The sequence below is a fragment of the Denitrobaculum tricleocarpae genome (assembly GCF_007004665.1).
GTDB classification, from domain to species: Bacteria; Pseudomonadota; Alphaproteobacteria; order Kiloniellales; family Kiloniellaceae; genus Denitrobaculum; species Denitrobaculum tricleocarpae.
Genome location: NZ_ML660056.1, coordinates 249,724 through 262,630, shown reverse-complemented (window position 1 = coordinate 262,630; position 12,907 = coordinate 249,724). Strand labels below are relative to the sequence as shown.

Below are 12,907 nucleotides of genomic sequence, written 5' to 3'. Positions count from 1 at the left end.
TCCTTCCCTGCCCGGAGATGACTCCTTCCAGACAGATACCAGACTACATGTGGATGACGCGGCCATAGGCGTCAAGCACCGACTCATGCATCATCTCAGAGAGAGTCGGATGCGGGAAGACCGTATGCATCAGGTCTTCTTCCGTGGTTTCCAGCCCCATGGCGACGACAAAACCCTGAATCATTTCGGTTACCTCGGCGCCGACCATGTGCGCGCCCAGCAGTTCGCCGGTTTTGGCGTCAAAGACGGTCTTGACCAGACCTTCGGGCTCGCCCAGGGCAATCGCCTTGCCGTTGCCCATGAAGGGGAAGCGCCCGACCTTGACCGAACGCCCGGCTTCCTTGGCCTTTTTCTCGGTCATGCCGACCGAGGCGACCTGCGGATGGCAGTAGGTACAGCCGGGGATCTTGGACTTGTCGATCGGATGCACGTGGGGCAGGCCCGCGATCTTCTCGATGCAGATCACGCCCTCATGCTCGGCCTTATGGGCCAGCATCGGCGGCCCGGCCACGTCGCCGATGGCGTAGACGCCGGGCTCGTCGGTACGGGAGAACTCATCTGCAACGATACAGCCCCGGTCGGTCTTGACCTTCGTGGTCTCCAGGCCGAGGCCTTCGATATTGCCCACGACGCCGACCGCCGAGATCACCCGGTCCACGGTGATTTCGCTGGTTTTGCCCTTGGAATCCTCGACCGAGACCGTCACCGAGTTGGCGGCTTTCTTCAGGCCGGTCACCTTGGCGCCGCTGATGATCTTCATACCCTGCTTCTCAAAGCGTTTGCGGGCATGGGCGGCGATTTCCTCGTCCTCGACCGGCAGAATCTGCGGCATGACCTCGACCACGGTCACCTCCGCGCCCATGGTCTTGAAGAAGCTGGCGAACTCGATGCCGATCGCGCCCGAGCCGATGACCAGCATGGATTTGGGCATGATGTCGGGCACCAGGGCTTCCATGTAGGTCCAGACCAGCTTGCCGTCGGGCTCCAGGCCCGGCAGGGAGCGCGCGCGGGCACCCGTGGCCAGGATGACATGCTTGGCGGTCAGATCCGCCACCGGCTTGCCGTCCTTGGTGATCTTCAGCTTGCCCGGACCGTTCAGCTTGGCTTCGCCGTCGATGACCGGCACCTTGTTCTTCTTGAGCAGGTGCCCGACGCCGCCGTTGAGCTGCTTGGAGACCGCCCGGGAGCGCTGGACAACCTTGTCCAGATCGAAATCCACGCTCTTTGCCGAGAGCCCGAAGGCATCGGCATGGTTCATGTAGTGATAGATCTCGGCGGAGCGCAGCAGCGCCTTGGTGGGAATGCAGCCCCAATTCAGGCAGATGCCGCCCAGGTGCTGCTTCTCGACCACGGCCACCTTCATCTTGAGCTGCGCGGCGCGGATTGCGGTCACGTAACCGGCGGGACCGCCGCCGACCACCACGACATCGAAGTTGGTATCAGCCATTGTCTCAGACTCCTACAGCAGCATCGTGATCGGATCTTCGATCAGCTTCTTGAAGGCCGCCAGGAACTCGGCCCCGACCGCACCGTCCACCACCCGATGATCAACCGAGAGCGTGCAGCTCATCACGGTCGCAACGGCTAAGGCGCCGTCCTTGACCACGGGGCGCTGTTCGCCCGCACCAACCGCCAGGATACAGCCCTGCGGCGGGTTGATGATCGCGGCGAACTCCTTGACCCCGAACATGCCCAGGTTGGAGACCGAGAAGGTTCCGCCCTGATATTCCTCGGGCTTCAGCTTACCGTCGCGGGCGCGGACCGCCAGATCCTTCATCTCGTTGGAGATGGTGGCCAGTCCCTTGCCTTCCGCCGCCTTGATAATCGGCGTGATCAGGCCGCTCGGGGTCGCGACAGCCACCGAGATATCGGCGTGCTTGTAGTACATCATGCCGTCCGGATCGAAGGAAGCGTTGGCCGCCGGAACCTTCTTCAGGGCAATCGCCGCCGCGCGGATGACGAAGTCGTTGACCGAGACCTTGTAATCATCGGAACGGCTGTTGAGTTCTTTGCGGACCTTCAGCAGTTCGTCGACCTGGCAATCAATGGTCAGGTAGAAATGCGGCACGGTCTGCTTGGATTCCGTCAGGCGCTTGGCAATGACCCGGCGCATGCCCGACAGCGGCTCCTGTTCGTATTCCATGCCCAACAGGTCCGCGGTCTCTTTAGCCGAAGGCCCGCTAACCGCTGGAGCCGCTGCGGCACCAGGAGCAACACTCGGTGCTGTGCTTGGAGCCGCTGCGGGCGCAGCCTTTCCGGTGCCGCCCGCGACAGCCGCCTCGATATCGGCTTTGACGATCCGGCCCTTGGGACCGCTGCCGGTCAGCGCGGCCAGATCCAGACCGGCCTGCGCCGCCATGCGGCGGGCCAGCGGGCTGGCAAAGATACGGCCACCGCTTGCCGCTTGCGGTGCGGCGGGTGCAGGTGATGCAGCAGGTGCAGCTGCGGGAGCGGCGGCGGGTGCAGGTGCCGGAGCGGCAGCCGCAGGTTCTGCTGCAGGTGCAGGCGCTGCGGGCGCATCACTGATCGCGGACGCGTCCTCGCCCTCTTCCAGCAGCACAGCGATCACGGCGTTGACCGCGACCCCTTCCGTGCCGTCGGCCACGACGATCTTGGCCAGGGTGCCCTCATCGACGGCTTCGACCTCCATGGTGGCCTTGTCGGTTTCGATCTCGGCGATCACGTCGCCGGAGGAAACCTGATCGCCCTCCTTCATCAGCCACTTGGCGAGCGTCCCCTCCGTCATGGTCGGCGAGAGAGCAGGCATCAAAATATTTACTGGCATGGTTTCTCTCCCCCGCTTAGGCGCGATAACAGGCTTCTTTGGCCGCGGTCACGATGTGCGACGACTGCGGCAGGGCCAGAACTTCAAGGTTGGCGGCATAGGGCATGGGTACGTCCGGACCACAGACCCGCTTGACCGGGGCATCGAGCCAGTCGAAGGCGCTGTCCATCATCTGCATGGCCAATTCCGAACCGATCCCGGCGAAGCCCCAGCCTTCCTCGACCGAGACCAGACGGTTGGTCTTCTGGACCGACGCCACGATGGTCTCGGTGTCCAGCGGCCGAATACTGCGCAGATCGATCACCTCGGCGGAGATCCCCTCAGCCGCCAGAGCCTCTGCGGCTTCCAGCGCCTTTCCGACCATGATGGAGAAAGCACAGATGGTCACATCCGTGCCGGGGCGCACGATCTTGGCCTTGCCGATGGGCACGGTCCAGTCGTCGCTGTCGGGCACCTCGAAGCTCTGTCCGTAGAGGATTTCGTTTTCCAGGAAGATCACCGGGTTCGGATCCCGGATGGCCGACTTGAGCAGGCCCTTGGCGTCGGATGCCGAGAAAGGCGCGACCACCTTCAGGCCCGGGCAGTGGGCATACCAGCTGGCGTAGCACTGAGAGTGCTGGGCACCGACCCGCGAAGCCGCGCCGTTGGCGCCGCGGAACACGATCGGGCTGCTGACCTGGCCGCCGGACATGTAGCGGGTCTTGGCCGCCGAGTTGATGATGTGGTCGATGGCCTGCATGGCGAAGTTGAAGGTCATGAACTCGACAATGGGGTTCAGTCCGTAGAAAGCCGCTCCGACGCCCAGGCCGGTGAAGCCGTGCTCGGTGATCGGCGTGTCGATGACCCGTTTGGCACCGAACTCATCCAGCAGCCCCTGGCTGACCTTGTAGGCGCCCTGGTATTCGGCGACCTCCTCACCCATCAGGAAGACCTTGGGGTTGGCCCGCATTTCCTCCGCCATGGCGTCGCGCAGCGCTTCGCGTACGGTCAGGGTGACCGTGGCCCCGCTCCACTCAGGCTCGGCCGCCGGTGCCGGTGTCGCAACGTTGGCAGGTGCGGTTTGCGCGTCCTGCACCGGCGCGGGTGCCTCGGCGGCGGGGGCAGCAACCGGCGCAGCCGCCGGGGCCGCTGAGAGCGCCGATGCGTCCTCGCCCTCTTCCAGCAACACCGCGATCGGCGTGTTGACCGCGACACCGTCGGTGTCTTCGGCGATCAGGATCTTGCCCAGAACGCCCTCGTCCACGGCTTCGACCTCCATGGTCGCCTTGTCGGTTTCGATTTCGGCAATGACGTCACCGGCGGCGACCTCGTCGCCTTCGTTCTTCAGCCATTTGGCCAACTTACCCTCGGTCATGGTCGGCGAGAGTGCGGGCATTAAAATTTCAATCGGCATGTGGTCCCTCTCCGGGATAGAAATCTGCAGCAGGCCCGCCGTTTGCTGTGAGTGCGGGCGCGAGGTTTCGGGTCTGGCCGGTTTCGCGGCTCAAGGCATTGAAGCCTAAGGGCGCGATCAGGCCTCCACGTAAATATCAGTGAAGAGTTCCGACGGATCAGGCTCGGGGCTGTTCTGCGCGAACTCGGCGGCCGCCGATACCCTGGCCTTCACGGCGCGGTCGATCTCCTTGAGCTCGCTCTCTTCGGCGTGCCCCTGGTCCAGCATCAGACCGCGCAGACGCTCAATCGGATCGCGTTCCTGGCGCATCTTCTGCACCTCTTCCTTGGAACGGTATTTCGCCGGGTCCGACATGGAGTGGCCGCGATAGCGGTAGGTCATCATCTCCAGGATGTATGGCCCCTTCCCGCTCCGGGCATGTTCAGCGGCTTTCTCTCCGGCTTCCTTCACCGCGAGAACGTCCATTCCGTCAACCTGCATGCCCGGAATTCCGTAGGCTTGGCCACGGTTGTAGAGTTCCGTGCTCTTGGCCGAAGAGCGCTCGATCGAGGTGCCCATGCCGTATTTGTTGTTCTCGATGATGTAGATCACCGGCAGCTTCCAGAGCGCGGCCATGTTGAAGGCTTCGTAGACCTGTCCCTGGTTCAGGGCGCCGTCGCCAAGATAGGTCAGGCAGACGGCGGGTTCTTCCAGGTACTGATGTGCGAAGGCGATCCCGGTGCCAATCGGCACCTGCGCGCCGACAATGCCGTGTCCGCCGTAAAACTTCTTCTCGTGGCTGAACATATGCATGGAGCCGCCCTTGCCCTTGGAGTAACCGCCGCGGCGGCCCGTGAGCTCGGCCATTACGCCATCCGGGTCCATCCCGCAGGCCAGCATGTGGCCGTGATCGCGGTAGGAGGTGACGACGGTGTCGTTTTCGGTGGTCGCGGCGCGCATGCCGACAACGACGGCTTCCTGACCGATGTAGAGGTGACAAAAGCCGCCGATCAGGCCCATGCCGTACATCTGGCCGGCCTTCTCTTCGAAACGCCGGATCGCCAGCATTTCCCGATAATGGTTCAGAAGCTCGTCTTTGGATACTTTGACCGCCGAAGACTTTGCGGCACTGGCGGGCTTGCGTTTCGCCGCAGGCTTTTTCGCCGGGGCTTTTCTGGTCGCCATTGGCTCCCCCCTTGACTACGCGTGAACATACAGGGGGCGCACCCCATCGATGCCGTTAAGATAGGGGGAAACTGTCAGAATTGCAATACGAGTTAACCATATGAAATAATTATGAATTTTTATTATTAACTTGATTTTGATTAATATTGCAAAATTCTCAATATTCCTGTCATTTTTTGATTGAATTTTCGCGCTGAGGTGTAATGAGGATCAGCTCGTTTTCATGGCCGTAGTTGAGGACGTCACGCGCCCGCTCCTCCAGAAGATCCGGGTCCAGATTGTCCGGACGCAAGAGCGAAACCCGGGCCTCGAGCTCTTGGCGCTGCGCCCGCAGCTCGCCCTGCGCGATATGGGTCTGCGCCAGGTCCTGCTTCAGGGACAGCCAAGTCAAAAAGCCCCGGTCGCCCTCCAGCGTGTGGTAGGCGAAGTAGACGACGGTACAGACCGCCAACACCCTCGGAAGGATGAAGCGTGCGCGGCTGCGTATTTCCCAGGCAATAGTCATGAGGAGAACGAATCACAGTTCGATTCCTGCGGTCAACCGAAAAAATGCAATGATTCCAATATGATTCATTTTCTCCGAATTGATTCCCATCCATTCCCCTTTTGGACTCCTTTTGGACTCATTTCCTGAGATGAGCTGAGCTCACCCGACCCTTTGAAACAAACGTTCCAGGCGTCAAATTCGGATGGGATTTTATTCCGTGGGTCGATTTGCGCCGTTTCCACTGTTGCAGCTGCCGGCGTTTCTGCCTTTGACACAGCAGCCGGATCGGTCCAGTTTTTGTCATCCCTTCTGTAGCGGTATGGCACGGAAAAACCGGATCCAATGCTTTCTCATCGCGCCCTTCTCTCCTCCGCCGTCGTCATCGCGGTGATCGCGCTCGGCACGACCGGCTGGATCCTGGGCTCCCGGCTGACCCAGGAGAAGACGCCCGCAGGCACAGGCATCGTCTCCGTGCCCGCGGACATGCGCGGTCCTTTCGATCTGATCGATCACACCGGGCGCAGAACCACGGAAGCCGATTTCAGGGGCGAGAAGGTCCTGCTCTACTTCGGCTATACCTTCTGCCCGGATATCTGCCCCACGTCGCTCCAGGACATGTCCGCGGCCTTTGAGGCGCTGGGTCCGGATGGAGACAAACTCCGGCCCGTCTTCATCACGGTCGATCCGGACCGCGACACCCAGGCGCACCTGGCGGACTATGTGGAACTCTTTCACGAGCGCATGGTCGGCCTGACCGGTCCCAAGGAGCGGACCGACGCGGTGGCCAGGGACTTTCGGGTCTACCACTCGATCCGCACGGACATCGACCCGGTCGATTATCCCGTGGACCACAGCTCCTATACCTATCTGATGGACGAGGACTGGAACCTCATGCTGGTGTTCCGGCACGGCACCTCCCCCGAAGTCATGGCCGCGGCCATCAAAGAGCGGCTTTGAACCGGACTCGTCTTTTCGAGCGGCTCACTGCTGCACCTTGTGAGGTCTTCAACATTCTCTGGCGCGAGGGTTGCGAACTCAGCTACTCTCTCGCAGAAATCCGAAGCAGAAAGACATAAACACGTGAGGGGAAACAGCGAATGGCGGGCGTGCTTGCGACCAACGATCTGGGTCAGGATGATGCCGAGGAATTTCTTTGGAGCGTGATCGAATTGATTGCCGAGGCCGGCGCCGGGGCCGGCGGTGTGGTCAAGGTCATCAATTTCCTGAAGTCGGCCGGCACGACGGGACTGCTCGACGAGGACTATGCCGACGATCTGGTCCCCAATCCCTACTTCGTCACCAACGGCCACGACGGCTCCTCCCCAAAGACGGCCCGCTATCTGCGGAACCGCGGCTTCAAGAGTCTGGGCGGCGCCGCGATCGGCATCGCGGGCGGTGTCGGCAGCACCGTGACACAGGTCGATGTTTTAAGCGCGATCCAGCACGGCAATGCGATCGGCACCACGACCGCTCATATGGTCGGGGTCAATGCCGCGGGTAGAGGGTTCCGCAAGAGCGACACGGTGACCGGCTGGATCTCGGCAATTCAAAAGGCCAAGGCCGCCAAAATAGCCGTGCGCAGCACGGATCTTGCCGGAGCCGTGATCCCGGTGGCGGGCCTGGGCCTTGCAACCGGCGCGGCCTCCGCCATTGCAAAACTCGGGGTGAAGCTGACCCTGGGCAAGCTGATCGCCCGCACCGCGATGGAGGTGCACTGGCGCGCGCACGTGGAAACCCAGCTCTCCAGCCGCTTCGGCGGCAAGGCGGGTCAACCGCAAGGCCCCGCCAGCGCGATCATGTACGAAGTCTTCACCAAACGGGGAATCACACGGATCTTCGGCAAGTACGACACTGCCAAGATCATGGGCGAGCCCTCGGGATGGCTGGCCCTGAACGACAAGCTGATGCTGATGTAGGCTGCTCTGCCCCGGCCGACCCGGTCAGGGACGGCAGGCGAGGCCGGAAGAGAGGGTCAGAAGCGGCAGATCACCGCTTCGGTGACCTTGGCCTGATACTGCTGCTTATAGGACTCCACGAAGACCGCCCCCATCGAGGGGAAGGCCGCTAACGCGCTGGCGGCAAAAACGATCAGGCCCAAAAACCCGATCATCACGATCTTGAGCGCCCGGTCATCCTCGGCGGCGGCCACCTTGGCACGTGCTCTCTGTTTGTTTTTGAGATCCGACATATCCTGATCCTTACAGCTCACTCCCTGAAAGGAAAATGGGGCAGCGGGCATGATATCTCAAGGGTTAGAATGCCCTGCGCGGGGACGACACGTCATTTTCACCACAATTCATGACGCGAAAACGGCGTCAGCCCGCGAAGTGACTGACGCCGTCTTGTGAGAATGCTTTTCGGGACGACCCGCCAGAGGAGCTGCTCTCTCGGAGAACCTGGCTTCCTGGAGCAGCTAGCCCCTCAGAACGCCTAACCTCTCAGAACACCTAACCTCTCAGAACACCTAACCTCTCAGAACATTGCGGCCCGCATAGTGCGCGGCAATGCCGAGCTCTTCCTCGATGCGGATAAGCTGGTTGTACTTGGCCAGACGGTCCGAACGGGAGAGCGAGCCGGTTTTGATCTGGCCGCAGTTGGTGGCGACCGCCAGGTCGGCAATGGTGGAGTCTTCGGTTTCGCCCGAGCGATGGGACATCACCGCCGTATAGCCGGCCTTATGGGCCATATCGACCGCCTCCAGAGTCTCGGAAAGCGTGCCGATCTGGTTGACCTTGACCAGGATCGAGTTGGCGACCCCGCGCGCGATACCGTCAGCCAGGCGCTTGGGGTTGGTGACGAAGAGGTCGTCGCCGACAAGCTGGACCTTATGGCCAACCGCTTCGGTCAGCTGCTTCCAGCCCTCCCAGTCGTCCTCGGCCATGCCGTCTTCGATGGAAAGGATCGGGTAGCGGTCGCAAAGCGCGGCCAGATAGTCGACCATCGCCGCGGGATCGAGAGATTTCCCCTCGCCCTCAAGCTCGTATTTGCCGTTCTTGAAGTACTCGGTGGAGGCGCAGTCGAGCGCAAGCATCACGTCATCACCCAGGCTGTAGCCCGCGCTTTCAACCGATTTGGCAATAAAACCAAGCGCTTCATCGGTCGAGCCGATGTTCGGGGCAAAGCCGCCCTCGTCGCCCACGTTGGTGTTGTGCCCGGCGTCCTGCAGCGCCTTTTTCAGGGACTGGAAGATCTCGGCGCCCATGCGGATGGCGTCCGTGCCGCTGGCCGCGCCGACCGGCATGACCATGAATTCCTGAATATCGATGGGATTGTCCGCGTGCGCGCCGCCGTTGATGATGTTCATCATCGGCACCGGCAGGGTCCGCGCGAAGGCACCGCCGACGTAGCGGTAAAGCGGCAGGCCCGCATCCTCGGCGGCGGCCTTGGCCACGGCCAGGCTGACGCCCAGAATTGCGTTTGCCCCCAGGCGCGCCTTGTTGGCTGTGCCGTCCAGGGAGATCATGGTCTGGTCGATCAGCAGCTGGTCTTCGGCGTCCAGGCCGGAGAGCACGTCAAAGATCTCGTGATTGACCGCCTCGACGGCGCTGAGCACGCCCTTCCCGCCGTAGCGGCCTTTGTCGGCATCGCGCAACTCGACGGCCTCATGGGCACCGGTGGAGGCGCCTGAAGGCACGGCAGCGCGCCCGAAGGCACCGTTTTCAAGGGTTACATCGACTTCAACCGTCGGGTTGCCGCGCGAATCAAGGATTTCACGCCCTCGAATGTCTACGATCGCCGTCATGGGATATCTGCTCCAAGCTTTAGTGTGTGACGTTCCGCAGGCGGCACGAGGCCGCTGCAGTTTTTCGAAATAACCGGTCAGGTCAAAGCAACGGGGTTGGCCTTGGCAATGGCGTCGAAAGCCATAAGCGTCGCGATCAGGTCCTTCATCTGGTGCAGAGGCACCATGTTGGGACCGTCCGAGGGCGCCGAATCCGGATCCTGGTGCGTTTCCATAAAGACGGCGGCCACGCCGACCGAAATCGCCGCACGCGCCAGCACCGGCACGAACTCACGCTGACCGCCGGTGGAGCCTCCGCGCCCGCCGGGCTGCTGTACCGAGTGGGTGGCATCGAAAACCACCGGGCAGCCGGTGTCTTCCGCCATGATCGCCAGCGAGCGCATATCGGAAACCAGTGTGTTGTAGCCGAAGGACGCCCCCCGCTCGCAGACCATGGCGTTCGGATTGCCGCTGTCCAGCACCTTGGCCGCGACATTCTTCATGTCCCAGGGCGCCAGGAACTGACCCTTCTTGACGTTGACCGCCTTGCCGGTCTTCGCGGCCGCTACCACCAGATCGGTTTGCCGGCAAAGGAATGCGGGGATCTGAAGCACATCGACGGCTTCTCCCGCCGGCGCGCACTGCTCCGCGGCGTGGACGTCGGTCAGGACCGGGCAGCCGTAGGTTTCACGGACTTCGGCAAAGATCGGCAGCGCGTCTTTCAATCCCACGCCGCGCCCCGCATTCAGGCTGGTCCGGTTGGCCTTGTCGAAAGAAGACTTGTAAATCAAGCCGATCCCCAGTTCCGAGGCCATTTCGGTCAAGGCGTGGCTCATTTCCAGCGCATGCGCGCGGCTTTCCATCGCGCAGGGCCCGGCAATGAGAACGAAAGGCAGATCGTTACCGAGCGTAAGCGAACCAACTGCGACATGCCGTGCCTGGGTCATTCGGGCTTTATCCTTTACTTGCGGTCAGGTTGCTGGGCCCAAGCGCCTCTTACATCAGGCGCGACTGGGCCACAGCCGCCGCGACGAAGGAGGTGAAGAGCGGATGGGGATCGAAGGGCTTCGACTTCAGCTCGGGGTGATACTGCACGCCGATGAACCAGGGGTGCTCCGGCAGCTCGACGATCTCTGGAAGCTCGCCGTCGGGCGAAAGGCCCGAGAACAGCAGTCCTGCCTGTTCCAGCTTTTCGCGGTAGTTGATATTGACTTCGTAGCGGTGGCGGTGGCGCTCCTCGATATCCTGTGCGCCGTAAGCTTCCTGAACCCGGCTGCCCGGTTTCAGAGTGCAGGGATAAGCGCCCAGGCGCATGGAGCCGCCCAGGTCGTCGGCGCCGCTGCGCTGCACCACCTCGTTGCCCTGTGTCCACTCGGTCAGCAGGCCGACAATCGGATCGTCGCAGGTTCCGAACTCGGTGGAACCGGCCCCTTCGATGCCTGCCAGATTGCGCGCCGCGTCGATGCAGGCCATCTGCATGCCGAAACAGATCCCGAAGTAGGGAACGTTGCGCTCCCGCGCGAAACCGGCCGCCTTGATCTTACCCTCGGAGCCGCGTTCGCCGAAGCCGCCGGGCACCAGAATACCATGCACGTTCTCCAGCGCATGGATCGGGCCGTCCTGCTCGAAGATCTCGGAATCGAGCCAGTTGACCTTGACCCGGACGTTGTTGGCGATCCCGCCATGGGTCAGCGCCTCGGCCAGGGATTTATAGGCATCGAGCAAGGAAGTGTATTTGCCCACCACACCGATGGTCACTTCTCCGTCGGGCTGTCGGATGCGGTCCGTCACGGAGTCCCAACGCGAGAGATCCGGCTGCGGCGCGTCGTCCAGGCCGAAATGCCGGCAGATTTCCTGATCCAGCCCTTCTTCGTGGTACGCGCGCGGCACGGCGTAAATCGTGTCTACATCCAAGGCCTGGATAACAGCTTCGCGCCGAACGTTACAAAAGAGTGCGATCTTGCGGCGCGCGTCCATGGGGATTTCATGCTCGCAGCGGCAGACCATGACATCGGGCTGAATACCGACCGACTGTAATTCCTTTACGGAGTGCTGCGTCGGCTTGGTCTTGAGCTCTCCGGCGGAGGCCAGATAGGGCAAGAGGGTCAGGTGAACGAAGATGCTGCGTTCGCGCCCGAGTTCGTTGCCCAGTTGACGGATGGCTTCCAGGAACGGCAGGCCCTCGATGTCGCCGACCGTGCCGCCGATTTCGCAAATAATGAAGTCTTCGTCGGTGATGTCGCTGCGGACGAATTCCTTGATGGCGTCGGTCACATGCGGAATGACCTGCACGGTGGCGCCCAGGTAATCGCCCCGGCGTTCCTTCTGCAGAACCTTGGAATAGATCTGACCGGTGGTGACGTTGTCGCTGCGCCGCGCCGCGACGCCCGTGTAGCGCTCGTAGTGCCCCAGATCCAGGTCGGTCTCGGCGCCGTCGTCGGTCACGAAGACTTCACCGTGCTGGTAAGGGCTCATGGTGCCCGGATCGACGTTGAGGTAGGGGTCCAGTTTTCTGAGGCGGACTTTAAAGCCCCGCGCCTGGAGTAACGCGCCCAAGGCCGCCGATGTCAGCCCTTTTCCAAGTGAGGAGGTCACGCCTCCGGTAATAAATATAAAGCGCGTCATCTACCCTTGCTCAAACCGCCCTTGCTCAAAACGCTGTCCCGTTCGGGCGACCCCGACGGCGTCTGAAAAAACACCCTTGCCGGATCAGATAGTAACTCCGGCTTCTCCTTGCCGTCACGCGCCCCCGGGCGGGGGCGTGTGGTCAGCGTCCTGTTCAGTTCTGCGGCGCCGGTACCGGTGGCGCCAGGGGCTCGACCGGCGCCTGAATCGGCGCGATCGGCTGCGAGCGGAGATCGTCGACAATCGAACTGCGCTCAAGGCCCTGATTTCCGAGAATGGTCAGGCCGAGGCTGCTGATCATAAACAGGCCCGCGAGAACCGCGGTCGTGCGGGTCAGAAGGTTGGCCGATCCGCGTCCGCTCAGAAATCCGCCCATGCCGCCCGAACCACCGCCGGACCCGCCGCCGCCGCCGATTCCCAGGCCGCCACCCTCACTCTTTTGCAGCAGCACGACACCGATCATCGCCAGCGCCAACAGCAAATGGATCACCAAAAAAACATTTTCCATCGAATCAGTCTTTCAGTATTCGGTCCGTTGCGGACCATATCTCGGCATGCACCCAACAAAAAACTACGCAGAACTGCCGTTTCAAAGCGGCAAGGCGATCCGAACAATCCCTTGCGGTTTCTCTGGCAGGACTGCGCCGCTTGGGGCGCCGCTACACATCTTTTATCCCAGCAAGGCTTGAGGCGCGCGGAAGCTCGGCCACCAGCCGGTCAGGAACGCTGGGT

The 12,907-nt window shown here is 62.0% G+C and carries 12 protein-coding genes; 2 read left to right on the top strand and 10 right to left on the bottom strand.

Annotation, left to right across the window (positions count from 1 at the left end; genetic code table 11):
* Positions 1-43 precede the first annotated feature (43 nt).
* From lpdA to FKG95_RS16010, 5 genes are all read right to left on the bottom strand, one after another.
* A complete protein-coding gene (lpdA, locus tag FKG95_RS16030; protein ID WP_142897396.1) occupies positions 44-1,447 on the bottom strand; it encodes a dihydrolipoyl dehydrogenase in 1,404 nt (467 codons plus the stop codon).
* A 12-nt stretch (positions 1,448-1,459) separates the two neighbouring features.
* On the bottom strand, positions 1,460-2,785 hold the full coding sequence (locus FKG95_RS16025; RefSeq protein WP_142897395.1) for a pyruvate dehydrogenase complex dihydrolipoamide acetyltransferase: 1,326 nt from the start codon (positions 2,783-2,785) through the stop codon (positions 1,460-1,462).
* Between the two features lie 16 nt (positions 2,786-2,801).
* The gene (locus FKG95_RS16020) at positions 2,802-4,178 is read right to left on the bottom strand and encodes a pyruvate dehydrogenase complex E1 component subunit beta (protein WP_142897394.1); all 1,377 of its coding nucleotides are present in this window, start codon (positions 4,176-4,178) and stop codon (positions 2,802-2,804) included.
* Between the two features lie 117 nt (positions 4,179-4,295).
* The gene (gene pdhA, locus FKG95_RS16015; RefSeq protein ID WP_142897393.1) at positions 4,296-5,342 is read right to left on the bottom strand and encodes a pyruvate dehydrogenase (acetyl-transferring) E1 component subunit alpha; all 1,047 of its coding nucleotides are present in this window, start codon (positions 5,340-5,342) and stop codon (positions 4,296-4,298) included.
* A gap of 169 nt (positions 5,343-5,511) precedes the next feature.
* Complete coding sequence (locus FKG95_RS16010; RefSeq protein ID WP_142897392.1) at positions 5,512-5,847, bottom strand: FtsB family cell division protein; 336 nt, start codon at positions 5,845-5,847, stop codon at positions 5,512-5,514.
* Between the two features lie 324 nt (positions 5,848-6,171).
* Here FKG95_RS16010 and FKG95_RS16005 point away from each other — a divergent pair, with 324 nt between their 5' ends.
* Positions 6,172-6,786: an SCO family protein gene (locus FKG95_RS16005; RefSeq protein WP_142897391.1), complete on the top strand. Its 615-nt coding sequence runs from the start codon at positions 6,172-6,174 to the stop codon at positions 6,784-6,786.
* Positions 6,787-6,926: 140 nt separating this feature from the next.
* Positions 6,927-7,745 (top strand): hypothetical protein, encoded by an 819-nt coding sequence (locus FKG95_RS16000; protein WP_142897390.1) that lies wholly within the window; start codon positions 6,927-6,929, stop codon positions 7,743-7,745.
* 56 nt (positions 7,746-7,801) lie between these two features.
* Here the strand turns inward: FKG95_RS16000 and FKG95_RS15995 are convergent, their stop codons facing one another.
* The 5 genes from FKG95_RS15995 to secG form a co-directional block, all read right to left on the bottom strand.
* Positions 7,802-8,017, bottom strand: coding sequence for a hypothetical protein (locus tag FKG95_RS15995; RefSeq protein WP_142897389.1), 216 nt, complete (start codon positions 8,015-8,017; stop codon positions 7,802-7,804).
* A gap of 276 nt (positions 8,018-8,293) precedes the next feature.
* A complete protein-coding gene (gene eno, locus FKG95_RS15990) occupies positions 8,294-9,571 on the bottom strand; it encodes a phosphopyruvate hydratase (protein WP_142897388.1) in 1,278 nt (425 codons plus the stop codon).
* A gap of 77 nt (positions 9,572-9,648) precedes the next feature.
* The gene (gene kdsA / locus FKG95_RS15985; protein ID WP_142897387.1) at positions 9,649-10,497 is read right to left on the bottom strand and encodes a 3-deoxy-8-phosphooctulonate synthase; all 849 of its coding nucleotides are present in this window, start codon (positions 10,495-10,497) and stop codon (positions 9,649-9,651) included.
* 49 nt (positions 10,498-10,546) lie between these two features.
* Positions 10,547-12,175, bottom strand: coding sequence for a CTP synthase (locus FKG95_RS15980; RefSeq protein ID WP_142897386.1), 1,629 nt, complete (start codon positions 12,173-12,175; stop codon positions 10,547-10,549).
* 154 nt (positions 12,176-12,329) lie between these two features.
* On the bottom strand, positions 12,330-12,683 hold the full coding sequence (gene secG / locus FKG95_RS15975) for a preprotein translocase subunit SecG (RefSeq protein ID WP_142897385.1): 354 nt from the start codon (positions 12,681-12,683) through the stop codon (positions 12,330-12,332).
* Between the last annotated feature and the right edge of the window lie 224 nt (positions 12,684-12,907).